Origin of the sequence: Sphingomonas sp. DBB INV C78 (genome assembly GCF_042693015.1) — a bacterium.
In the GTDB taxonomy this organism is placed as follows: Bacteria; Pseudomonadota; Alphaproteobacteria; order Sphingomonadales; family Sphingomonadaceae; genus Sphingomonas_E.
This window is the reverse complement of record NZ_CP170544.1, coordinates 3158223-3181998: the sequence shown is the minus strand read 5'-3', so window position 1 is coordinate 3181998 and position 23776 is coordinate 3158223. Positions and strand designations below refer to the sequence as shown.

The window sequence follows — 23776 nt, the reverse complement described above, 5'->3', positions numbered from 1 at the left end:
AACTCCTTTCACGCAGACGCGCCCTGCCAGCGCAGCAAATGGCCGCGCAGCCGGGCAAAGAGGTGGTTGAGGGTGAAGCCGAGCAGGGCCGTCACGAGGATGGCGACGAGGATGATGTCCATCCGCTGCTGCGCCTGCGCCAGGCCCATGGTCGAACCGAGGCCACTGCCCGATCCGAGCAGGATTTCGGTGCCGATCGTCGCGATCCACGCGAAGGCAAGCGCCTGGGTGATGCCGGTCAGGATCAGCGGCAGCGCGGCGGGCAGCAGAATCAGGCGGAAACGCTGAGCCGTGGTGAAGCCGTAGATGCGGCCGACCTCCAGGTAGCGCCGCTCGACATGGGCGACGCCTTCATAGCTGTTGAGCACCGTCGGGTAGAATGCTGCGAGGCTGACGATCAGCAGTTTCGCGCTGTCGCCATTGCCCAGCCACAATCCGATCAGCGGCAGCCAGCCGAGCAACGGCACCTGGCGGATGGCGTGGTAGAGCGGCCCTACCAGCCGATCGAGCAGCCGAGACGTCGCCATGGCGACGCCGAGAGCGACACCGGCGATGCCACCGATGATGAGCCCTGTCACGGCGCGCGACAGCGATGCCAGCGCGTCATCGAACAACTGGCCGCTGGCGGCGAGTTCGGCGAAGGCATCAGCCACCGAACCGAGCGGAGCGAAGGCGAGTGCGCGGGTGCCTCCGGCCTGTGATTGCGCCTGCCACCAGAGCAGGATCGCGAGCGGGGCGACCAGGCCGATGGCGATGCGCGCAGAGGGGTTGCGAAGAAGCGTGCTCATGCCGTCCTCCACCGGGTCGCGCGACGCTCGATCCACTTGGCGCCGCGATCGAGCGCGAAGCCGATCAGGCCGCTGACGATCACGCCGGCCAGCACGACATCGATGCGGAACATCTGCCGGCCCATCTCCATCATCTGGCCAATGCCGCTGTCGGCGGCGAGAAGTTCGGCCGCGACCAACACTAGCCAGGCGCGCGACAGCGCGATGCGCAGGCCCGTCAACACCGGCGGCACGGTGGCGGGGATGAGGATGTGCGTCACCAAGGCGATTGGCGGCGTGCGATAGACGCGGGCGACTTCGAGCCAGCCTTTGGGAATGCCACGCACGCCATCGAAGGTCGCGAGTGCCACCGGGAAGAAGGTGGCGACTGCGACGATGGTGATCTTGAAGCCTTCCTCGATCCCCAGCAGCAGCACGAATACCGGCACGAAGGCCAGCACCGGCACCTGCCGCACCGCCAGGAAGAGCGGCGAGAAAAGCGCCTCGGCCCATTTGGAAAGGGCGAGGATGGTGCCGAAGGCCAGGCCCGCAGCGCCGCCGATCGCAAAGCCGGAAAGCAAACGGAACAGGCTCTGCGCAAGATGCGATGTCAGTTCGCCATTGGTGGTGAGCGCGACGAGCGTCGACGCAACCTCGCTCGGCGGGACGAGCACTTGCGGGGGGAAGAGGCCCGTCGCCGACGCTGCCTGCCACGCTGCTACCAGCAGCACGGGCGGCAGCAATGCCGGAATGAAGGCAGGCAAGGGGCGCGTCATTCGGCGGCCTCCGTGGCAAAGCTGGCCGCTTGCGGGCGGCGCTGGTGGATGATGCGGACGGCGATCGCGCCGAGCAGGAGCAGCGGCAGCCAGATCAGGTAGATGGACTGGAGCGGCACGGCCCGGCTCATCAGCCCGCCCGCGATTGCGCCGAAGGAGGAACCGGTCATCGACGCGAGGTTATACAGACCGGCGATCTTGCTCTTGCCGCCCGGCAGCGCCGCCAGCATCCGCATATTGACGAGGTGGACGATCGCCGAGCCCGCGCTCAGCAGCACCGCGCCGAGGGCAAGGGTGGTAAACCCACCCGCCAGCCCGAAGGCGAACAGCGCGCCCGTGGCGAGGGCGAGGCCCAGCCCATAAGCCGTCCGCGTCCTGAAGCGATCGACCAGCGAGCCGCCGAGGAACAGCATGGCGACCGCCGTCACCCCCTGAAACAGCATGACATGGATGCCATCCTGCGCGGTCAGTAGCGGCAGTGCCGCGGCGAGCAGGATGATGAAGGTGCCGAACAGTGAATTGGTGGCGCTGCTCAGAAACTCGATCAGGCAGCTTTCGGCGATGTCTGCATTGGCGACGATCATGCGCAGCTCCTCAAGCACGCCGGGCGCACCTTCGACCGGGGCTTGGCGGGCGGGCATGAAGGACAGGCTGAACAGCCCCATCAGGCCGAACAGACCGGCGACGAGCAGGAAGCAGATGAAGGGGCTCAATCGCTGGGTGAGCAAGGTCGCGGCGGCGGGGCCGACGATCGCCATGCCGCCGGTCAGCGTGCCGCGATACCAGCCGGCCTTGGCGGGGCCGAGCGTCTTCAATCGCTCCAGGAACGCGCTGTTCATGGAAACGATGCGGAAGGGGATGCACAATCCGATCAGCCCGCGGCCGATCGCAAGGCCGATCCACGATGGGCTGAACGGCAAAGCGAGATTGACGAGCAGCGGCCCGAGGCTCGCGACGAAATAGACGCTGCGCATGCCGTAGCGGGCGATGATGAAGCCCGCCGGCACGGTGACGACCATCATGCCGATCGATTCCATCGCGGAGACGACACCCACCTGGAAAGGCGTCGCCCCCAACGACAGCGCGTAGAGCGTGGTGACGATCTTGCCGAGGCCGATCGTCAGCCCGCTCACCAGCGACAGGAAGATGAAATTGGCGAGGAAGCGGTTGTCGCTCATGAGCGGGGCGCACCCGGCTTTTTCGCGTCCGCGCTGTCCGTCGCCGTCGGCTGCCAATAGTCCTCGAGCCCGAGATTTTTCAGCGCCTGGGCCGCGAAGCGTCGATCGAGCAGCGTATCGACATCGACCTTCTGGCGGACCAACCCTTGCGCGAAGGTATAGTCGGCGACCGAGCGGTAATGACGCACCATGAAATCGTCGAACAGCGGCGAGAAGCGATCGCGCCACGTGACGCGCGGCTCATCATAATCCTTCTCGACGACGCTGACCGGAGTATCGCCCCGCGCGGCTTCGTCGATCACGGCGGCCCGGTTCTCGGGCTGCGATGACCAATGGGCGGCGCGGATATAGGCATCGGCGACGAGCTGGGTGAGTTCGGGATGGCGATCGACGAAATCGCCGCGTGCGAACAGTTCGGCGCGCATCTTCCAGTCGGACGGCGCGGTCTTGGTCGACCAGATGATCCGCCCGGCGCCTTTCTGTTCGAGCAGGATGGCGTCGGACAGCAGGAACACCGCATCGACATCGCCCGAGGCGAGCGCTGCATGGCTGGCGGGAGGATTGATATTGAGGATCTTGAAGTCGGCCAGTTTCAGGCCGTTCTCGTCGAGCAACTTGGAGAATGGCAGTTCCCATGGTCGCCCGCGATGGAGCGCGATGCGCTTGCCCTTGAGATCGGCGATGCTGTTGGCGGTCAGGCCCTTGCGGACGATCAGATAGGCGTTCTGACCGCGACCCACTGGCACGACCAGCTTGAGCGGCACGCCGCCCGACGCCGCGATGATCGCCGGGAAATCGCCATAGCTGGCAAAGTCGATGCGCTTGCCGGCGAAACCTTCGTTGATCAGCGGGCCGCCGACGGCTGTCGGCACCGGGAAGAAAGCGAGCTCGACGCCCTTCTTCGCCAGTTGCTCCTTCAACCAGCCTTGCTCGATGATCCGCTGGGTGAGGCCGGCATAGGTCTGCTGACCCTTATAGGGATAAGCGATGCTGGCGATGGTCAGCGTCTTGGGCAGGCCGCCATCGGCCGTCTCCACCCCGCTGCGCCCGCGCAATTGATAGGCGAGCAGGCCGCCCACGCCGAGCAGAACCAGAACTGCAATGGCCAGCTTCTTCAACGACATCGTAACAAGCTCCTGGTCGCGGACGGCCGGACGAGCGCTGCCCGGCCGCCCGCGTCTCGTTCAGGCTGCGTTGCGCGCCTGGTTATGGGTGATCGCCTCGAACGGGCGGCGGTCGATCCATGCGCCGACATCGAAATGGTCGGGCAGAAAGCCGCGCTCGAAGAGGAAGGTGGTGAATTCGCCGAGCGCCTCGATCGAGGCTTCCGACAGATCGGTCTTGAGCCGGCGGTGGAGCGTGTCGCCGCCATAGGCCGCGCGCACGAATTGCTCGGGCGACCCGGTCTCGCGGGTGAGATAGGCAAGCGCCTCGGCCGGATGGCTTTCCGCCCAGTCGCCCGCGGCGATCACATTACGGAGCAACCGTTCGGCGATCTCGGGATATTGCTCCAGCGTCACCGCATCGACGGTGAGGGGACGTGGCGCGCCGTTGTTGACGCGGATCTTCGGGTCCGGGTGGAAGCCGGTATCGACCACGACATGCGCGCCCGCCAGGAAGGCATATTCCTGGCCCAGCGAGCCCTTGACGTGGATGGCGTCGACCTCGCCGCGGACGAGCGCGTGGAACTCCGCGGTGTAGAGCGGGCGCCCGCTCCAACTGCGGCGCGCGGCATTGCCGACGAACGCTACGCCCAGCGGATCACTGGCATCAATGTCGACCCACTCGACCTCATTTTCGCCGACGCCGCCAAGCGACAGGCCGGCGAGCAGGGCGCGGAGCGCGGTGGCGCGGAAGATGTCGATCTTCTGGTCGCGCCGCAGCGGCAGGCCGATCCGCCGGCCCTTCAGATCCTTCACCTCGCGGATGCCGGAGCCCGGCAGCGTGATGATCGCTTGGCTTTCATCGACCCAGCTCAGGCCGATGACTCGGGTGTCGGCGCCCGCCGCCCGTGCCCAGATCGCCGGCACGCTGCCGCCCTGGCGGAAGCTGTGGGCAAGGTGATGGTCGATATGGCTCGCCCGCTTGTCCGGGTCGGTCGTGTCCTGGATCGAATTCACGCGGACACCGAGCGGCTCCAGATCGCGCTCGATCAGGCCGAGATTGATGGCGATGCCGAGCGGCGTCGGCACCGGGCAACGCGTGTACCAGATTTCGGATGGATAGGCCGTCATCTTCGTTCCTTTCAGAACCGGGTCGTGACCGAGGCGCCATAGGTGCGCGGCTCACCAAGCGTGGTGAGCCGGGCGCCCTGCTGGGTGCCGAAGGTCAGGATCTTGAAGGTCTTGTTGGTGAGGTTGCGGACGAAGAGCTGGAATTCGAGCCGGTCGTCGCCGTCCGAAAAGGCGATGCGGGCGTTGCCGATGCCGTAGCTGTCCTGCCGCTGGTAGCGGCTGACGTTATAGTCGTTGGCGGTGGGGTCGGTTTCCTGCGCATTGACCGTGAAATATTGCGCGGTCCGGTAGCTCCAGTCGGTGCCCAGGCTCAGATCCCAGCCGCCTACCGGCACCGAATATTCGACGTCGATATTGCCGGTGAAGTGGGGTGCGCGGGTGAACTGGTTGCCTTCACCGAACAGCAATCCGGTGTTCGGATTGTTGGGGATGAAGTCGTCGGTATATTTGGTGTCGAGCAGGCCGATGCTGCCGTTGATGCGCAGCCCTTCGATCGGCCGCGCCGACAGGTCGAGTTCCAGCCCCTGCGACCAGCCCTTGGCGTTGATCAGCCGTGCAGCGAAGACGGTGGTGCCGCCGGACTGCACCGGCACGCCCTGCACCAGCACCTGGATTTGCTTATAGTCATAATAGAAGGCGGCGAGGTTGGCGGTCAGCTTGCCGTCCAGCCAACTCGTCTTCACACCCGCTTCGTAGGAGTAGAGATCCTCGGGCGCGATGCCGTCGGGATCGAACTGCACGGCGGACGTGGCGCTCGCCTGGAAGGTGCCCGAGCGGAAACCGCGCGCGAAGCGGGCATAAAGCAGCGCATCCTCGCTGATCTTCCATTGCGGGGTGATATCCCAGGTGAAGCGGTTCCAGGTCTTGGACGGTGACGAGATGAAGGGTGTCGTCGGCGTACTCAGCAGCACTGAACTGCGGAGCCACCAAGTCGTCGGATCGACGAATGTGACGAGCGGGCGGGCTGCCGTCCCCGGTGTCGTCGGGTCGACGGTGTTCAGTCGCCGCGAGGCATCGCCGATCGGATTATAGATGTTGACCGTCGCCGATCGCTTTTCGGACGTGTAGCGGGCGCCCAGCGTCAGGCTCAGCGCATCGGTGAAGTTGAAGGTGCCGCTGCCGAAGGCCGCATAGCTTTCCGCCTTCTGGTCGTAGAGCACGTTCTGGTAATAGCTGTGGCGCCAGCGCTGGGGGCCGGTGCCGCGATCGAGGTAGGTTGTGGTGCCGACGGTCGCGGTGGTCGCGTCCGAATGGAAATCCTCCCAGAAATAATGCGCGCCGACGATCCAGTTGAACCGGTCCTCGCGCGGGCTGGTCAGGCGAATTTCCTGCGTGAACTGCTCGCTCGAAAGATCGGTGCGCGAACGCGAGCCTTCGAAATTGGTATAGTCGGCGTCGGCAAGGCTGAAATTGTCACCCTTGTCCCAGGCGGTGATCGAGGTCAGCGTATAATCGCCCGGCGTCCAGTTGATCGTCAGCGTCGCGCCACGCTGCTTGGTCTTGGATATGCCGGGGACGTTTGCCTCATAGACCTTGTCGCTGCCGGTGGGCGTGTTGCCATAATCGTCGGCCGGTGCGGGCGCGCCCTTCAGCGTCGCATTGTCCGGGTAAGCCGGCACGATGAAGCGCGGGATCGGCGTGCCGTCGTAATTGCGCACGCGGCCGGAAACCAGGATGTCGAGATCGTCGGTCGGCGTGAACAGCAACTGGACCCGGCCGGCATAGTCGTCGAACCGGCCGGTGCCACTTTCGCCGCTACCGGCATTTTCCCACACATCGCCACGACGTTCGTAGAAGAAGGAGCCGCGGGCGGCCACCTCGTCCGGGATCACTGTGCCGCCGAAGCCGCCCTGGGTGAAGATGGAGCCATAATTGCCGATGCCGGCGCGGACATAGCCCGACGTATCGAATTCCGGCTTCCGGGAAATGTAATGGATCGCGCCGCCGACGGTGTTCTTTCCCCACAGCGTGCCCTGCGGCCCGCGCAGCACCTCCACCCGTTCGAGATCGAACACGGGGAAGGCCTGGAAGAAGGGCGAATTGACGTAGACCTCATCGAAATAGACGCCGATTGGGTTGACCACGTTCGCAGCCGGATCGTTCGAGCCGACGCCGCGGATGAACCAGCGGGGGCGCGAACGGCTTTCGGTCTGCGCGGCGGACGCGTTGGGGATCAGGCGGACGACTTCGGCCGCGGAGCGGATGTCCTGACGTTCGAGCGCGTCGCCGCCGACGGCCGTGATCGCTGCCGGCACATCCTGGATATTCTCTTCCCGCTTGCCGGCGGTGACGATGATCTCGCCGGCTGTCGCGATGGCCGAGGCGTCCGGCTCGGGCGCTTCGATTTCGGCGAAAGCGGGATTGACCTGCAGCGCGGCGAACGAAACCGCGGCAGAGAGCAGGATCTTCTTGTTCGGAACGAAAACCAAAATATTCCCCCTTGGAATGGAAGGCCTGCCGCCACACCCGTTTCCGGGGCGCTCTGTGGCGGCGAGGCGATGCGTATCGGTGATGGTCGTCAGGCGACCTTGCGGGTGTAGAGTTCGATGGCCTCGAACGGCCTGCGGTCGATCCACGTCGCGACATCGAAGTCGTTGGGCAGGAAGCCGTGTTCGAACAGGAAGTCCTTGAAATCGGTGAGGGCGGAAATGGCCTCACGGTTCAGGAAGGTGCCGAGATTCTCGTGCGCCTTCTCACCATAAGCGGCACGCACCCAATCGACGGACGATCCCGCCTCGCGGGCGATATAGGCCAGGGTTTCGTCCTGATGGCGACGTGCCCATTTGCCGGCATCGACGACGCGGGCGAGGAAGCGGGCGACGAGATCGGGATGCTCATCGATCAACGCCGCGTCCACGGTCAGCGTCCGCGGCGTGCCATTGTTGATCCGCACCTTTGGGTCGGGATGGAAGCCGATGTCGGTGACGATATTGGCGCCGATCAACCGTGCGGTTTCAAGCCCCAGCGCGCCCTTCACATAGATGGCGTCGACATCGCCGCGCACCAGCGCCAGCGTTTCGGCGCGATAGCCGTGGCGACGGCGGGTGCGCAGCCCCTCGCCGGTCGCAATGCCGGTGGCGCCTTCGCCGTCATTTTTCGTGTCGATCCGCTCAACATCTTTCAGATCGGCGCCGTCCAGTTCCAGCGCCTTGGCAAAGCCGCGCAGGGCAGAGGCGCGGTTGAAATCGATCGAGACGGGGTTGACCGGCAGCGCGATGCGACGGCCCTTGAGGTCGCGGGCGCGTTCGACGCCGCGCCCCGGCAGGCTGAGGATCGCCTGGAACTCGTCGGTCCAGGACAGGCCGATGACGCGGGTATCGGCGCCGCGCGACCGTGCCCAGATCGCCGGGATATTGCCGCCCTGACGGAAGCTTGCGGGCAGGTTGTGATCGAAATGGGATTCCTGGGCCTTGGGATCGTTGCTCTCCTGAATGGAGCGCAGTTCGATCCCTTCGGGTGCGAATTCCTCGGCGAACCAGCCGAGCTGGACGGCGATGCCGAGTGGCGTGGGAACGGGACAGCGTGTGTACCAGAGCGCGTCGAGCGTCGATGCGGCCATAAATCTCTCCTTGGTGCGCCGCGGGCGCACGTCTCCCTTCGCGAACCTGCTTACGGGCCGCGTCTGTTGATCCGAATCTCTGTTGTGGTGGCGCTACTTAAGCGGTGGAGCGGGCGGGCGGCGTCATTCGATCTTTCCTTTCGTTTCAGGAAACACGAGGCCGGATCCGCCCGGACATCGTGCGCTTTAGCCTTTGGTCACGCGGGGCAAGCTGCATTCCATCAAAAGCCGCGGGAGCGAGGATCACTCCGCGATCTCTATTGAAACAGTAGACATTGAGTCGTCAATCAAACAATGGCTTTGTTAGTGTGAAGCCCGCCTATGTCAGGCGTTTCGCTGAATTTGTGGGCGCCTATCGGCCCAGCTGCCGATGTCCTATGCCACCCTTCATTCGGATTCCTGCTCAGGTAACAGGGGGTGAATCCTTATTCCGAAAACAATCCACGCATATCAATCCGCACAAGTGTTGACTGTCCGCGTCTCTGGCCGGCAATTAATCGCAAAGCGGCCGATTAGCCGCGAGCCGGATCGATACTCGATGGGCTGAGAATGATTTCGAACGCTGCGCCAGACTTACTGTCCGACACTTTAATCACGGCGCCGTGAGCCTCCAGAAGCGATCGGGCGATAGGCAGGCCAAGGCCCGTCCCACCCTTGTCGCGCTTGGCCGTGAAGAAGGGCTCGAAGATGCGGTGGCGGTCGACTTCGGCGACGCCCGATCCATTGTCGATGACGCTTAGTCTGGCCGTATCGGCAAGCATTCGCGCGCTCACATCGATCTGGCTGGCACCGGCCTGCCGACTATTTTCGAACAGGATGGACAGCACTGTCTCGATCGCGTCGGCCGGCACATTCGTAGGCGGCAGCATGGATGGCAGATTCAGCCTGACAGACAGCGAGGGAGACTGGAACAGGGCGGCAACCTTGCGGACTACCGATGCGACGTCGGTATGATGTGCGGCGTCATCCGTCGCGAGATCCGCCCGAGCGAGATCGAGCAGTCGATCGAGCAGACGCGTCATGCGATCGGCGTCCGCCGCGGCATTGGCGATGAACCGCCGGCGATCTTCGACCACCATCGCGTCACCATGGTCCTCCAGCAATTCCATGACCCCGCGGATGCCGGAGATGGGGGTCTTGAACTCATGGCTCATCGCGGCCGCAAAATCGCGCAAGTAGCGCGATCTTTGCTCCACGCGCTCCGCCATGACCGCGAAATTCTCGTAGAGTTCGCGGATTTCGATCGCCGCGGTCGTCGGCGGATCGGGCACTGTGACGCTTCCTCGTCCAACGTCCTGCGTGGAGCGGGACAATGTCTCGATCGGGCGTACTATGCCTCGGGAAAGCAGGCCGGCGAGGATCAGCAGCATGGCAAAGATCAGCACCACGCCGAGTGCGATCTTGCCGCGATCCTGGTACATGCCCAGGAACAGCCCCCGCGGGCTCCGCGAGAGCATGACAAAGCCGACGATCTCGCCATTGACCAGCACCGGACGGACGTGGTGGACACGCAGTGCGGATGCGCGACTGAAGACTTCGAGCATATAGCGGGGCTGGTAGCCGCCCCGCTCGCGCAGGACCGTGACGGCCTCGTGCGCCTTCGCCGCCAGTTCCACCTCGGGCAGCGCCGCATAGCTGCGGCGAATGTCTTCGCGACCGAACACCACGACACCGTGGAAATCGAGCAAGCGGACGGCGGCGAGCGTGACGGCCCGTGCATCGGCGATGATCGGCGCGATCGCGAAGGCCGCGCGTCGCGCCTTCATATCCGAAGGGGCCGCCGGCACGGCATCGGGCTGCGGCGGAAGCACGCGCATCGTGCGCAGATCGACGATCGGCCGCTCCGGCGCAATCGGCCGCGCTTCAACATCATGGGTTCCGTTGCGCCATGCCGACTTATAGGCTGCCGCCAGGACGGCGGACTGCGCGATCAGTTCCGCCTCGGTCTGGCGGACCAGGGTGTTTTCATAGACGCGCAGGAACACCGCACCCACGCCGGGCAGGGCAGCGACGAACAACAGGGTGCCAAACAGGATGGCTCGCAGGTGCAGCGCCGGCCAATGGCGCTTCACGACCTCCTTGGCTGCGCGGATCAGCCGCATTCGCCGATGCGGTAGCCCACGCCCGCGCGCGTTTCGATCAGGTTGGCGCAACCGGCCGCTGCGAACTTGGCGCGCAGGTTGCGGACGTGGCTGTCGATCGTCCGGTCGGTGATGGCAAAGCCGGGGCCATGCAGGCGATCGATGATCGCATCGCGTGAAAACACCTTGGAAGGCAAGGACGCCAATAGCAGCAGGATCTGGAATTCCGTGGCGGTGGTGGTGATCGCGGCTCCGTCCCAGCGCGCCTCCCACGCATCGGTATCGAGCGTCAGACGATGATGCGTTACATTGCCTGTGGCGCCGGAACTTGCCAGTCGCGGTGCGCCGCGCTTCAGGATCGCGCCTACCCGCGCCACAACCTCCCGCGGCGAAAAGGGTTTTACGACATAATCGTCGCCGCCGATTTCGATGCCGATGATGCGATCGATCTCGTCATCGCGCGAAGAGAGAAACAGGATCGGCAGGTCTGCTGCGGCGCCATTCGCGGCGCGCAGTTTGCGGCAAAGGTCGAGGCCGTTGAGCCGTGGCATGTTGATATCGAGCACCATGAGGTCCGGCTGGTTGGCCGTGACGGCCGCCAATGCTTCCTCGCCATCGGCAGCCTGCTCGGCGACCATGCCTGCCTTGCCGAGCGCGAACACGAGAAGGTCGCGGATATGTGGGTCGTCATCGACGACGAGAATGCGGTGGGTCATTGCGTACATCAGTGTCATCCCGATGTGGGGGCGGTCAATCGGCCACCGGTTCGATGGTTGTGATGGCCAGCCAGGGGCCGTCCGATCCTCCGAACAGCGCGGGCCAATACCAGGAGGAAATGTCCGGCCAGCTCTGGCCCTCGGCGTCGCGAACCTGTTCGCAAACCAGCAGGGCCCGCCCATTGCGGCTTGCTCTGAAACAGGCCGAAGGCTGCTTGTTGCCGGCGAGCCTCATCGGCGCAGGGGCAATGACATATCCAGTCGCGCGAAAGCACTCGCGGGCCGGGTGCAACCATCGCGTCGCCCGGCCGACGTTCCGCAAGACGATCTGGCGATGTCCGTCGCTGAAGCGAGCGATATGGCCGGGGAAGCCACGAGTAAGCCGCGCATCCTCTGGCGCCGCGGGAATGCGGCTCAGGGGCAGGCCTTCAAAGCTGGTGGGCCAGGTTGGGGATGCGTCGGGATCGGGAGAATGCAGCGAGGTGGCGGCGAGCGGCGCTGCGGCTGCCAACAGGCAAAACAGCGCGAAGATGGACGAATGCCTCATGCGCGCCTCCATTCACGCGGCGCCACCAGCCATGCCGTGCCAGTGGCGAGTATGGCAAAGGCTGCGATGCCAACAGTCTCGTGGGCTGCCGGTCCCGCAAAGGTCGGGGTGAAACCGTTCTCGACATAGAAAAGGCTGGCCGCCCGCAGCGCATTGCCCAAGATGGTTGCCACTAATGCGACGATGATCGCGCTACCATAACGCAAGAGGCTGAACCGTCCCGCCAGCGCGATCGCACTGACCAGCAAAAGAGCCGACCAGAGCATCCGGAGGCCGCTGCAAGCCGCATCGAACAGCAGCAGCGTGCCATCCCAGTCGAGCGCGATACCCTTCACCGTCACCTCGACGCCATTGAGCCGGAGCATCATGGCCGTGAGGCCTGCGCAGATCCGCCGCATCGGATAGGCCAGATAGAATTCCAGGCTGGGAAATAGTGGCAACATCAGCAGAAGGATGCCGATCATCGGCGCGGGCAGTGCGCCGCGTTTGACCGATGACCAGCCGGCCCAGCCGAGCCCGGCGACGGCCGCGGCCATCTGGGGAAGCGCCCAGCCGGTTGCTGCCGCGACGGTATAGGTTGCGAGGATCGTGCAGAGTGGGAAAGCGTCAACGACGTGAAGGCGGGATCGTCGCAGTCGCCACCCTGTGGCCGCTGCTACCAGGGCGATCATCGCCGCCAGCTGCCAATCGCCGACATCACTGCCGAGACGTGCGACCATCAATCGCCAGGCGTCCCAGAAAGCAAGGATCAACGCGGGAAAGACCAGGGCCGGCGGGATCATATTGCGACCCCGCGGGGCAGACGTTTGCGCATCCACGCCAACAGCAGGAAGACGATCAGCAGCAGAGCCCAGGTGCCAGGCTCCGGCAAGGTCGGCACGTCGCCGGCTGGGGGGACCGGCAGGCCCGCTTCCTTATAGTCCTTGTCCGTCTCCAGAACGACGGCTCCACTGACTGGCGTGACGATATTCAGCCGATGGGCAAGCGTGATCGCATCGTCCCGTGCCTTGCCGGCGGCCGACGGCAGGGCGGCGATCTCATCAGCCGCCCACAGGCGCAGGATATGGGACGAGCCGACGGGCAGGGCGGCGTCTGCCGCGGTGGCGGGCCGGCGCGCGACCTTCCAGCGGGCTCCGGCGTACGCCGCATCGCTGACCAGCGAGGCCAGATCGAGCGCCATGTTGCCGGAGGGCTGAACCGATTGAGCGGTGTCGAACCAGCTTTCGCCTTCGATCGTGAACGCTGGCCAATTGGCGGGCTGATACCGGATAAGGCGCGGCAACAGCGTCTGCCTGTCGAGGACCTGCTGGATCGTGGCACGCGACGCGTTGAACGACACCGGCTGCGGCCCATGGACCCAGATCAGGGTGGAGGATGCCTCCCCGGCGAGTTCCAGCGCCCGGGCAAGCGCCGGCGCATTATCCTTGCCGCCCGTGAACGAGGTGGCATCGATCGCGTGACGAATGCGATCGCGCTGTGCGCTCGACCAGGGCGCCGCAGGCACGATCACCGGTTCCTCGTCAGCGATCACGAGAGCGACCGATTGTCCCGCAGTTATGCGATCCAGCGCGGTCCGCAGGGCCAAGGCGGCGGGCCGGTTCGCTGCTGATCCATCGAGCAGGAAGGCGAGTGTCCGCGGTGGCGTGATCTGCTGCCGGTCTATCGACTGCACGACCGAAATTGCAGGCTCCTTGGCTGTTGCCGACAGCGTGGCGATCTTCTGCACGGGCGCGGCGATCTGTGGAGCGAGGATGCGAATGCCGCGCGCCTGGAGCATGGCATCGACGATCGATCCCCGCATCCGGGTGTCGCCGTCGGCCAGATGGTCCCGCGCGAACGGCGCTCCATTGGCGCTCAAAGGGCCATCACCTTCGATCCACACGGCATGATGCAGGCTGTCTGCGACGTTGAAATTGCGTTCGACGATGGCGGGCAGGGCAACTTTGCGCCGGCCATCGGCCGCGATCTCGAGGGGAGCGGTGACGCCGACGCGCAATTTCAAGCTGCTTCCCGGTTGCACCGGAAAGGCCTGCACAAGGGCGCGGCCTGCGCCATCGGTCGTGACAAGCAGTGGATCACGGCTGGCGGAAACGACATTCTGATAAGCTTGCCTGGCGGCGCCGCGCCCGGCGATGCTCGCCTCCCTCGGCTCGCCGTTCACCCACAGCGTGGCGCGGGAGACGACGGCACCCTCTGGAAGGCCCAGCGCCAGACGCGCCTCCTGCTGGATGGCCGAAGCGTTGGCGAATTCCATGGTCCATTCGAAATAAGCGAGATTGTCCTGGGATGCGATCGACGCGTCCAGCCGGGACGACGCCAGGGACAGATCGCGAACGCGGCCGGCCACCTGTTCGCCGCCGCGATCCTCATCCCACATGAAGCGGGTATCGTGTCGGCTCCGGGGGCGCTCGGCGTGGTTGAATGGCTGGCCGGTAGCGCGGAAATAGAGTTCTCGCGCAGCCGCTGTGCTGGTGCCGCTATCGCCGCTGAAGAGGCCGGTCCGCCAGGATGACAGGGCAAATGTGAGCGGTCCGTTGGCGACGCGATTGTCCTCATAGCAGAGGCGCAAAAGTGCATCCTCGTCACCGATCGCGCGCATAAGCGCGACGCCGCGTGTTGCTTCGGCCCCGCCCCGGAGCGACCAGGTAACGGCAAGCTGCGTCGCCGCAGATGGCGTATCGACAAGCAGCAAGATGCAGAAGCCAAGCGCCGCGCCGGCAAAACCGCGCCGCAACACATGGTCATGATGTGCGGCCAGCGCCCCGGTCAGCCGGCACGCTACGATCATTGCCAGAACCGGCGCAAAAGGCAGCAGGCCGATCCCGACGAAAAGGATCGCAACGAGCGCGAATGGCAGGATTGGCAGCATCATCAGCGAATAGATCGCGGCGATCGTCGTCGCGGCACCGCCGGCCACGATCAGCGTTCCTACATGGTGCGGTTCCTCGCCTTCCCGTCGTGCAGCCATCCACAGTGCGAAGTTGATCGCAGGAACCAGCAGGACGACAACGACGTGGCCCGCCGTCGGCAGCGGATCGAACAGGACGCCCGCACAGAGGCCAGTCGCCGCTTCGAGCAGCACGACAAATATGGGAAACAACACACCCAGATTAAGGGCTGGCGTTCCGGGAATGCGCGGTGGATCAAGATAGGACATGCGGGGCCCCTGCCGATGATGGTGAAGCCAATCATCGCGGGGGCATGTGGAGCGTTGATCCGGCAGCTATCCGGATCAGATGAACGCAATGTGCAGAACCGGTGCAGGCGGTGCGGTGATCAGGCAGGCATTCGTCAATCCAGCCAAAGGCGCCGCGCTTGCCGCTTGTGCATAGCCGATCAACTTCCAGTTGCGCGATTTGGTGTGGTTTGTCAGGCTGATGCCATTCAAAGGGGGGAACATGATGCGTCGGATGATAGTTGCGGTTCTGCTTGCCAGCGCATCGATGATCTCCACTGTGTCGCCTGCAAATCCTCCGGCGCCCATGGCAAAGGAGCAACTTCTGGTGCCGCCCGCTGGCGCGCGCCACTTCGTGATCAGTTCGACCGCGGCAAAGCATGGCGACATTTGGTCGTGGACGATGCCGGACGGCCGTATCGCTTATCGTATGTCGATGTCGCTGCGCGGGTGGATCACCGAGACCGATGAATTGATCACGGTTGGCAATGACGGCCGCGCTACGACGATCGCGATCCGGGGCTTTACGGATTCCGGCGATGCGACCGAAGACTTCACGGTCGACGCAAATGGCACCGCGCGGTGGAAGACTGCAGTCGACTCAGGTTCGGCACCGTTCGCTGGCAAGCGTTACAACACATATGGCGGTCCGCTTCTGGCTGCCGAGCGAGATGTCGAGGCCCTGGTCACTGCAGGCGACAAGGGCATCGATCTGTTGCCGACAGGCCACGCCAGCATCACGATCGGAGAATCCGTCGAGCTCGCGGGGCCGCGGGGAGCCAAGACCGTCAAGCTCGCCTTCATCAAGGGTTATGGCTTCGCGCCGTCACCGGTCTGGCTTGACGGTGACAACAAATATTTCGGGATTGCGGGCACGATCTCGCTCCTGCCGGAAGGCTATGAGGCCAATGGTCCGAAGCTGAAGGACGTTCAGGACAAGGCAACTGCCGCCATGGTGCGCGCCGTGGCCCACAAAATGCTGGTCCCTGCCAATCGCACGCCATCGCTTATCGATCATGTCCTGATGTTCGATTCGACGACGGGCCAATACTTGCCGGAACGCGCGGTACTGATCGTCGATGGGAAGATTGCCGCCGTGGGTGCGGCCGGGTCTATCAAGGCGCCGTCGGGGGCAACCGTCATCGACGGACGCGGCAAGACGCTGACGCCCGGGCTGTGGGATTCGCACCTGCACGTCGGCGGAGATGACTGGAATCTGCTGCAGAATGTCGCGACCGGGATCACCAACTATCGCAGCCCCGGATCGACCATCGAGGACGCGCAGGATATTTTCAAACGGCGTGCTGCGGGCGACTTGATCGCACCTGATGGCAAGGTTGCCGTCATCATCGATCGAAAGGACCCGCTGGCGGCCCAGGGTGCGCTCGCCGTCTCGTCGGCAGAAGAAGCCGTTGCGGCCGTCGACAAGATCAAGGCGGCAGGCTTGTGGGGCGTGAAGTTTTACACGTCGATGAACCCTGCCTGGATCGCACCGGCCGCGGCCGAGGCGCATAAGCTGGGGCTTCACGTGCTCGGCCATGTCCCTGCGGGCATGCGTCCGCTGGACGCTGTCCGGGCCGGCTATGATGAGGTGACGCATATCAACTTCATCATGATGCAGGCGATGCCGCAGGATGTGGTCGACAAGGCCAATACCGCGGCGCGGCTGGAAGGGCCTGCCAAATATGGCAAGGACGTGGACCTCGATTCGCCCGAGATGAAGGCCTTCTATGCCGAATTGGCTAAGCGACGCTCGATAATCGACCCGACATTGACGGTCTGGGAGCCATCGTTGACGTCGGACGGCAGCGCGATTTCACCCCCGTATGCGCCCTTCGCGGATGTCGCGCCGGCATCGGTCGTTCGCGGATGGAAGATCGGCGGCTATCCTTTATTCGACGGGCTGACGCGAGACGACTTCCGCAAAAGCTTCCGCAAGATGGTCGATCTTGTCGGCAGATTGCACACTGCCGGGGTCACGGTTGTCGCGGGCACGGACGGGTATGGCCTGGAACTGGTGCGCGAACTCGAACTGTATGAGCAGGCGGGCCTCAGCAACGCGGAGGCGCTTCAGAGCGCGACGATCATCCCTGCCCGGATGACCGGAATGTTCGACCGCACGGGCTCGATCGAACCTGGCAAGACAGCGGATATCATCCTGGTGGATGGCGATGTCTCGAAGGACCTTGCTAATCTTCGCCATGTCCAGACTGTCTTCCTGGATGGTTATCGTCTCGACGGGGCTGCGCTCCGCCAGGCGAGCGGACTCAATGGAGTGCCGAAATAGCAATCCCGGCCCATTCAGGATTTTCCCGAGCCGTCGCCAAATATCGCCGCCTTGAGCCGTAAGCGCTCAAGGCGACGAGGCAAGCCAATCCAGCAATTGCTTGCCGGGCAGGAAGAAATAGCCGCCGCCGCGCATGGTGACGAATTGCGGCATGGGGTTGAGCGCGATGGGGCCAGCGCGCGTCGGCACCGTGAACCCGCAGCGCCCGGTTTGGCCGTCGCTCACGATCGGATCGGTCTCGACATCTAGGCCGTGGAACTTTGTGCTGCCCATCCAGGTCTGCTGGATGAACTCGAACTGCCGCTCGATATCGCCGGCGAGGCACATGAACATCAGGCCTGCGGGCTGATCGACCGTGCCCCCATAGCCGCGGCCGACGCGGATGATGCGGTGGCGATTGGTGATCGTGATCTGCTCGTTGGAGCCGGGGTCGAGGCTGTCGCGCGGGTTGGCGCGGCGGATGTGCGAACCATAGGGGCAGCGCAGACCCTGGGGGTCCTCGGTGCCGAACAGGAAATCATTGTCGGGGCGGATCGGCGAAGCGCCTCGCTTCTCTGCCGGTGACGCCGGTGCGGGTGGGGAGGCCGCCTGGATGGCAGTCGCCAGGGCGTTCGCAGGGTTCGCCTCGGGCCGCGCGGCGCCTTCGCTGGGGTCATTGCCGACCAGTTCCTTGAGGCGGGTGGCGGAGACATAGGGGAAGCGGACCAGCGACGATCCGTCCTTCCAGCGGCCGATCAGCTTGGCGCCGACATAGTCGGCAAGTCCGCGCTCGTGATCGAGCGGCAGGTCAGCAACATGCGGGGCGAGGCGCTCGCCTTCGGCCTCGCAATAGGCCTGGAAACGATCGACATGCTGTTCGAGCTGCCGGATCACCAGGAAGCTGCCATTATGCCCGATCATCCGGGGATTTTCCGCGATGCACTCCGAAAAGCCCTGGTCCTGACCGGCAATCGGCAGTCTCAGATCCGCATCGAAGCTCGCGTCGAGTGTCGGCCCCGGGGGCACGTTGCCGCGATTGTCGGGATAACCGAGTACGAACTCGCCCGGTTCGACGAGATGGATCGGGTCGGAATTTCTGAGGCCTCGATAGGTGCCGCGGATCGCCGGCTGCGACACGCCATCGACAAAGCCGAAGGGTTCGATGCGGTCGCTGACGGTCTTGCCGACGGGCGTAAGCCGGATCTGATGACCGAACCGTCCGCCATGAACCTGACAAAGCGTTTCGATCCGGCTCATGAGCGACGCCACCGCATCATCGCTGTCACCATAGATCAGCAAGGCCAGGTCCGCGCCCTTATCTGCCCACCACCAGTTTTCCGGCGCATTTTCGCCGATGTCGCCGAGGATGCGATCGCGGCCCGGCCCAGCCATGCCCGCGGTGAAGGCGTGCGGGAAGGTGGCAAGCCCCTGCGGCGGCAGCCCCAGCTTCTCCAGCCCCGATGCGGTTGCCGCCAAAGTCAGCACGGCGGGCGCCTGGGCGTAACGGCCATCGTTGAAGGCGATGTCGGGCATCGCGGCTGTAAGCCAGGCGCGATTGGCGCTCCTGTCGGCACCAAGTTCGATCGTGACGAATTCGCCATAGGGCTTGAAGCCCAGCCCGCCGAACACGAGGCTCTGGATCTGTGTCGTCTCCAGCTTGTCCTTCGGGCGCGGCATGGAGCCGAACAGGGCCAGCCACCGCACCGCCTCATCCTCGCTCATGGCAGAGGCCAGCCCGCGGCGGATAAGGCTGTTGGTGCGGATATTGGCGGTCGTAAGTCGCGGATAGGCGCAATACCAGAAGGGCGTATGGAGCATCGACTGGCGCGCATAGCGCTTGAAGCGTTCGCCATCGGTCGCGCCATCGGCGAACAGGTTGCGCGTGTGGGGAAAGCCAACCGTGTTCGACCATATCGCGGTCAGGCCCTGATGCGCCTTGGTGATGAAATCTTCGAGATAGCTCTCCCAGCTGCCGCCATAGTTGGAGAAAAAGAGGAAATCGCGCGTGCCCGGCAGGTTGATCCAGCGGGCGAAATGGATCGTGCCGATATCGTTCAGATGGCCCGGCTTGGGATTGAGCGCAGTGAGCCTTGAGATCGCGAAGAAGGCCAGCCGGACCGTCAGTTTACGGAGCAGTCCGGGCTTGAGCACGGTGTGCGACACCATGTGGTTCTGGACATGGCCGTCGGCATTTTCGCGGGCGAAGATCGCCGCGAGTTCCTGGGCGTCAGGCGCGCGCTCCGAAAGCCAGTCGCTCTTCTCGGCGCGGCGGAGCGCGAAATAGGACAGTGCCAGCGCAAGCGCCAGACCCGCGCCAGCGAAGCACAGGATCTTGAAGACGAACCAGAGGATCTGGATGGCGGCGCGCACCCAATCGCCGGCCGCCATCGGCTGATGCGCCTGCCAGACCCAGCTTTCGGGCCACAGCAGCCACGCCCCCAATGGCACAAGCAAAAGCAGCAGCGGCCAGGCGAAGGTAGTAAGAAAGGGAACAGCGAGCGCGCGGATCTTGTCGCCGGTCGTCGGCTGGGAGGCCGGAGCGGCAATCGGCGGCGATGCGGGCTCCAGTGCCCATTGCCAGCGTTCATCGTCGCCAAGCGTGCGACGCACATCATGGAGGCGTCTGAGCGGCGAGAGGCCGGCAGGCTGCCGTTCCAGCAATGTCGCGATCCGCCGCGCCAGGCGCTCCTCCTGGTCGATGACAGGGACGGACTTGCCCGGCGTGCCGCAGAAGGCGAGGCCGACAGTGTCGAAGATCCGATGGCCGATCTCGACGCGGTGGTTGGTCATGAAGATCTCGGCATCGTCATTGCGACGCCAATCGGGGGAAAGCGCGAAGATCGGGCGCAGCGCCTCGCCTAGCCGGGTTGCCACAAGGCGTATGGCTTCGGCGGGCGATCTGTCGGCGGAGAATTCCAGCACCAGAAAGCCCGATGTCTGATCGCTGCCTTCGATCGCATGCAGGCTGGCAAAATGGAGGAAGGCACTCTCCACATCCGGTGCGATCGCTTGCCGGATTGCTGGCGTCGCCGGGTTGCCGAGCGCTTCGATCAGCCGTCGCGCTTCGACGACAGCCGGGCGCGGGATCGGCGCGACGATCGTGACCATGGACTGGACGGTCATGCAGGCTCCGCAAGTCTGATGGGGAGATGATCCGGAAATGGTCCGGCCCAGCGGAGCGCGCCGTTGCGGCGCACCCCCCGGGCGAGCAACGGACCGACGAGCAACGGGAGTTGTTGCGCGTTGATACGTCGCCCCGCGCAAGGATGGAGTCCTCCGCCGAAATGGAGATAGCTTCCCCACGACCGATCGGGGCGGATCAGGCCGGGGTCCGGGAATGCCTCGGGATCAAGCATCGCGGCTTGCGTCCAGAGCGCCACCCGATCGCCGGCACGGACAGTCGTTCCGGCAAGCTTTGTGTCGGCCGCGACGTTCCGCAGGACGAGCGGGTTATGCGGCCAGCGCCGCAGCGCTTCAAGGCAGAGGCCATATATGTCCTCGCCTCTGTTCCACGCAGAGGCCAGTGCATTCCGTAGTGGCGGAGTGTTGACGGCGACGATCAGGATCTTGGCCAAGGCCGTGACGGTCGTGTCGATGCTGCCGACCAGCATGCCGCCCAATGTCCGTCGCACACCGTCATCGTCGAGATCCGCACGGGCGAGGAGGCGACCCATATAATCCTGCCCCGTCTCGCCACGACGGCGCCGGGCGGCGATCTCGTCGCCGAGCCATTGGCGCAGGATGGGAGCCGCGGCGAGTGCGCGGCGCTCGATCGGCTTTTGATTGCCTGGGTTCAGGAAAGTGTGCGCGAAGATCGCCCGCGCAACCTCGGCAAAGAGTGCCTCGTCTTTCGGGGCGATGCCGAACAGGTCCATCGCCGTTGCCGCGGCGAGTGGCCGGGCATAGTCGCTGATCGCGTCGAAATTCTCGCCCAGCCCCGCCAGGCGGTTGTTCATGCGTTCGCGCATCCGCGCCGCCAGGGCTGCGACATCCACTTCTTGCAATGCGGCGTAGAGGGCGTGGCGCTCGCGCTCCAGCCGGTCGGATCGATCCATACCCAGCACGAACGGGCCGTTGACTGCCTCGATCTTCGCCTCGTTGACGGGCGCGATGATGAAATCCACATCGCGGCGCAGCGCTTCGGCAACATCGGCGTGGCGCGCCACGATCACGGTCTTGAAGAGCCGCCAGGGCCGTCCGCGCCGCCGGGCGAGGGCAATACCAAGTCTTGCGGCGATCGCAGGAAGGCGTTGGCCAGTCAGCAGCGCCGCAAGCGGAGCGAAGCCGCGCGCGGGCGTTCTGACGTCTTCCATCGCGTGGCTAACTGGCTCGGACACACTGGCCACCCCATCGCCCCGCCCAAATATTTATGATTGGGACGTCAGAGTCGAGCGACAACTGTACGGAGGTCGGTGGTCATCGCCCTTAAATTTCCCCTCCCGGCGTCGAGGGAAGGGGAAATCTGGCGTCGCTCCAGTTAGAGAGGGCTTTCTCCGAGTTTGTAGGTGAGCTGCAGGTAAAAGCTGCGGCCGACACTGTCGAACCAGGATCGGTCGTGCATCTTCCGACCGGCACCGTCGAACGGCCCAGCTTCAGGCGCGATTATGCAGTCGAGGCAGGGAAGGTCATGGAGCCGGTCGTCATTTCAGCGGTTTCCAATCGCTGATGCTGCCGGGTGCCCTGCAATCAGCGCGACGCGGACGAACCGCGGTCCGCAACGCTACTCCGACAAGTCGGCGGGCCGGCAGATTAGCCTGCCGGCCCGGCAGGTTCAGCGCTTGGGCGCGCGGGGGCTGGTGGGGGCGAATGTGTCGCCGAAAAAGTCCTTCGCGTACCAGAGCGGTTGTGCGTCGGCGTCAGCCATGGCGCGCATGATGCGGTAGTTTGCTTCGGCGAAACGCGCGCCCGCGGTCCAGTCGATCTTCTGGGTCATGTCGTCGCCGGGGTGGTGGTAATTGCCGCCGAGGAACTCGCCCCACGCCTTTTCGCCGCCATTGGCAAAACCGGTCGCCAGGAACACCGCCGGCACGCCCTGCTTCACGAACATATAATGGTCGGAACGGACGAAGATGCTTTCCTGGGGCATGGGATCAGGCGAAAGCTTGATGCCCATCGGCGCCACCGCGCCGGCCACGATCGGCCCCAGTGACGAATGATCCGCACCGAAAGCGGTGACGTCGGTGAAAGGATAGAGCAGCAGCGGCATATCCAGATCGACATTGCCGACGATCGAACGGATCGGCACGCTGGGATGGCGCGCATAATAATCGGCGCCGATCAGGCCCTTCTCCTCGCCGGTGGAGGCCAAGAAGATGATCGAGCGACGCGGCTTCACCGGCAACGCGGCCGCCGCGCGGGCCACTTCCAGCATGGTGGCGATGCCGGCGGCATTATCCAGCGCACCATTGTTGATGCGATCGCTGTCGGGTTTGTCGCCGGGCTTGGCCGGGCTGATGCCTATATGGTCGAGATGGGCGGACAGCACGACATATTCGGCCGCCAGCTTCGCATCGGATCCGGGCAGAACGGCAACGACATTGGGGCTGGTGACCCGCCTGGTGGTGCTATCATTCTGGATGCGGATGGTGGATTTCAGCGCGAAACCTTTCGGCCGACCGCCTGCCTTGTCGGCCTCCGCACGGATGGCGGCCAGTGTTTTGGGGGCGCCAGCGAACACCGCTTCGGCCGCCGGATCGTTCAGCCCGGCCCTTGCGCGGATAGCCGGCGCCTCGTTGAAGGGCTGGCCTTCGGGGCTGACCCAGGTGAATTCGGGTTCGTCGGAGAAGTGCACCATCTTCGCCCACGGCACGGTCTTCATCGACAAGAGCGTGCCGACCGAAACCATGCCTATGGCGCCATGCGCCTGGGCGGCTTCGCGCTTGGTGGTGCTGACATGGGCACCCTCTTCGCTGGGCATGCCCTTGGGAAAGCCACGCAGCGCGACGACGATCTTGCCGCGCACGTCCAGCCCCGCATAATCGTTGATACCGAGCTTCTTGTCCTCGATCCCGTAGCCCACGAAGACCAGCGGCGCGGAAATATCCAGATGGCTTTCGCTGGCACTGAGGCCGATCAGGACATCGCTGCCATGCTTCCACGCCTTTTGGCCCGCCGGGCCGGTGACAGTGACGGTGCCGGGCGTCTCGGTGGGGCTGGTCTGTTGCAGGGTGACGCGCTGATACCAGGTGCCATTGTCTCCGGCCGGCTTCAGGCCGTATTCCTCGAACCGGCTGGCGACGTAGCGGGCGGCGATTTCATGGCCGCGGCTTCCGGTATCGCGGCCTTCCAGCAGATCGTCCGACAGGAAACGCACGATCGAGCGAACCCCTTCGGCGGTGAAGGCGGGATCGGTCGGCTGGGTCTGCGCAGAAAGCGGCGATGCGAGAATGGCGAGCGGCAGCGTGGCCGCCAAAGCGGAACGAAGTTTCAAGAATAGCCCCCTCAAGACGATGAATGGCGGAACGTATCAAAGACGTC

17 protein-coding genes are annotated in these 23776 nt (G+C 64.5%); 1 reads left to right on the top strand and 16 read right to left on the bottom strand.

Annotated elements, in window-relative coordinates; translation table 11 throughout:
• Window positions 1–8: 8 nt before the first annotated feature.
• From ACFB49_RS14845 to ACFB49_RS14785, 13 genes are all read right to left on the bottom strand, one after another.
• Entirely contained in the window at window positions 9–788 is a 780-nt protein-coding gene (locus ACFB49_RS14845; RefSeq protein ID WP_380872010.1) for an ABC transporter permease, read from the bottom strand.
• Complete coding sequence (locus ACFB49_RS14840; protein ID WP_380872009.1) at window positions 785–1543, bottom strand: ABC transporter permease; 759 nt, start codon at window positions 1541–1543, stop codon at window positions 785–787. The genes ACFB49_RS14845 and ACFB49_RS14840 overlap by 4 nt, the downstream gene beginning before the upstream one ends.
• Window positions 1540–2721 (bottom strand): MFS transporter, encoded by a 1182-nt coding sequence (locus tag ACFB49_RS14835; protein WP_380872008.1) that lies wholly within the window; start codon window positions 2719–2721, stop codon window positions 1540–1542. The genes ACFB49_RS14840 and ACFB49_RS14835 overlap by 4 nt, the downstream gene beginning before the upstream one ends.
• A complete protein-coding gene (locus ACFB49_RS14830; protein WP_380872007.1) occupies window positions 2718–3845 on the bottom strand; it encodes an ABC transporter substrate-binding protein in 1128 nt (375 codons plus the stop codon). The genes ACFB49_RS14835 and ACFB49_RS14830 overlap by 4 nt, the downstream gene beginning before the upstream one ends.
• 60 nt (window positions 3846–3905) lie before the next feature.
• Entirely contained in the window at window positions 3906–4955 is a 1050-nt protein-coding gene (locus ACFB49_RS14825) for an ABC transporter substrate-binding protein (protein WP_380872006.1), read from the bottom strand.
• Between the two features lie 11 nt (window positions 4956–4966).
• Window positions 4967–7384: a TonB-dependent receptor gene (locus ACFB49_RS14820; protein ID WP_380872004.1), complete on the bottom strand. Its 2418-nt coding sequence runs from the start codon at window positions 7382–7384 to the stop codon at window positions 4967–4969.
• An 89-nt stretch (window positions 7385–7473) separates the two neighbouring features.
• On the bottom strand, window positions 7474–8514 hold the full coding sequence (locus ACFB49_RS14815) for an ABC transporter substrate-binding protein (protein WP_380872002.1): 1041 nt from the start codon (window positions 8512–8514) through the stop codon (window positions 7474–7476).
• 512 nt (window positions 8515–9026) lie between these two features.
• Window positions 9027–10616 (bottom strand): ATP-binding protein, encoded by a 1590-nt coding sequence (locus ACFB49_RS14810; protein WP_380872001.1) that lies wholly within the window; start codon window positions 10614–10616, stop codon window positions 9027–9029.
• The gene (locus ACFB49_RS14805) at window positions 10607–11320 is read right to left on the bottom strand and encodes a response regulator transcription factor (protein WP_380872000.1); all 714 of its coding nucleotides are present in this window, start codon (window positions 11318–11320) and stop codon (window positions 10607–10609) included. The genes ACFB49_RS14810 and ACFB49_RS14805 overlap by 10 nt, the downstream gene beginning before the upstream one ends.
• A 25-nt stretch (window positions 11321–11345) precedes the next feature.
• Window positions 11346–11858 carry a hypothetical protein gene (locus tag ACFB49_RS14800; RefSeq protein WP_380871999.1) on the bottom strand — a complete coding sequence of 171 codons (513 nt, stop codon included), beginning with the start codon at window positions 11856–11858 and terminating at the stop codon, window positions 11346–11348.
• Window positions 11855–12640, bottom strand: a complete 786-nt coding sequence (locus ACFB49_RS14795) for an archaeosortase/exosortase family protein (protein WP_380871998.1) — start codon at window positions 12638–12640, stop codon at window positions 11855–11857. The genes ACFB49_RS14800 and ACFB49_RS14795 overlap by 4 nt, the downstream gene beginning before the upstream one ends.
• Window positions 12637–15015, bottom strand: coding sequence for a VIT domain-containing protein (locus ACFB49_RS14790; RefSeq protein WP_380871997.1), 2379 nt, complete (start codon window positions 15013–15015; stop codon window positions 12637–12639). The genes ACFB49_RS14795 and ACFB49_RS14790 overlap by 4 nt, the downstream gene beginning before the upstream one ends.
• Window positions 15016–15090: 75 nt before the next feature.
• The gene (locus tag ACFB49_RS14785) at window positions 15091–15312 is read right to left on the bottom strand and encodes a hypothetical protein (RefSeq protein WP_380871996.1); all 222 of its coding nucleotides are present in this window, start codon (window positions 15310–15312) and stop codon (window positions 15091–15093) included.
• Window positions 15313–15361: 49 nt separating this feature from the next.
• Here ACFB49_RS14785 and ACFB49_RS14780 point away from each other — a divergent pair, with 49 nt between their 5' ends.
• Window positions 15362–17320 carry an amidohydrolase family protein gene (locus ACFB49_RS14780; protein ID WP_380871995.1) on the top strand — a complete coding sequence of 653 codons (1959 nt, stop codon included), beginning with the start codon at window positions 15362–15364 and terminating at the stop codon, window positions 17318–17320.
• A 66-nt stretch (window positions 17321–17386) separates the two neighbouring features.
• On the opposite strand, the gene ACFB49_RS14775 is transcribed toward ACFB49_RS14780, so the two are convergent.
• From ACFB49_RS14775 to ACFB49_RS14765, 3 genes are all read right to left on the bottom strand, one after another.
• Entirely contained in the window at window positions 17387–20422 is a 3036-nt protein-coding gene (locus ACFB49_RS14775) for a Dyp-type peroxidase (protein WP_380871994.1), read from the bottom strand.
• On the bottom strand, window positions 20419–21636 hold the full coding sequence (locus ACFB49_RS14770; protein ID WP_380871993.1) for a cytochrome P450: 1218 nt from the start codon (window positions 21634–21636) through the stop codon (window positions 20419–20421). Before ACFB49_RS14770 ends, ACFB49_RS14775 begins: the two co-directional genes overlap by 4 nt.
• A gap of 434 nt (window positions 21637–22070) precedes the next feature.
• Window positions 22071–23729, bottom strand: coding sequence for a M28 family metallopeptidase (locus ACFB49_RS14765; RefSeq protein ID WP_380871992.1), 1659 nt, complete (start codon window positions 23727–23729; stop codon window positions 22071–22073).
• Window positions 23730–23776 lie beyond the last annotated feature (47 nt).

Excerpts from the sequence above, each read along its gene's own strand:
- ACFB49_RS14845 (WP_380872010.1), bottom strand. The coding sequence starts at position 788 with ATGAGCACGCTTCTTCGCAACCCCTCTGCGCGCATCGCCATCGGCCTG.
- ACFB49_RS14840 (WP_380872009.1), bottom strand. The coding sequence starts at position 1,543 with ATGACGCGCCCCTTGCCTGCCTTCATTCCGGCATTGCTGCCGCCCGTG.
- ACFB49_RS14835 (WP_380872008.1), bottom strand. The coding sequence starts at position 2,721 with ATGAGCGACAACCGCTTCCTCGCCAATTTCATCTTCCTGTCGCTGGTG.
- ACFB49_RS14830 (WP_380872007.1), bottom strand. The coding sequence starts at position 3,845 with ATGTCGTTGAAGAAGCTGGCCATTGCAGTTCTGGTTCTGCTCGGCGTG.
- ACFB49_RS14825 (WP_380872006.1), bottom strand. The coding sequence starts at position 4,955 with ATGACGGCCTATCCATCCGAAATCTGGTACACGCGTTGCCCGGTGCCG.
- ACFB49_RS14815 (WP_380872002.1), bottom strand. The coding sequence starts at position 8,514 with ATGGCCGCATCGACGCTCGACGCGCTCTGGTACACACGCTGTCCCGTT.
- ACFB49_RS14810 (WP_380872001.1), bottom strand. The coding sequence starts at position 10,616 with ATGCGGCTGATCCGCGCAGCCAAGGAGGTCGTGAAGCGCCATTGGCCG.
- ACFB49_RS14805 (WP_380872000.1), bottom strand. The coding sequence starts at position 11,320 with ATGTACGCAATGACCCACCGCATTCTCGTCGTCGATGACGACCCACAT.
- ACFB49_RS14800 (WP_380871999.1), bottom strand. The coding sequence starts at position 11,858 with ATGAGGCATTCGTCCATCTTCGCGCTGTTTTGCCTGTTGGCAGCCGCA.
- ACFB49_RS14795 (WP_380871998.1), bottom strand. The coding sequence starts at position 12,640 with ATGATCCCGCCGGCCCTGGTCTTTCCCGCGTTGATCCTTGCTTTCTGG.
- ACFB49_RS14790 (WP_380871997.1), bottom strand. The coding sequence starts at position 15,015 with ATGTCCTATCTTGATCCACCGCGCATTCCCGGAACGCCAGCCCTTAAT.
- ACFB49_RS14775 (WP_380871994.1), bottom strand. The coding sequence starts at position 20,422 with ATGACCGTCCAGTCCATGGTCACGATCGTCGCGCCGATCCCGCGCCCG.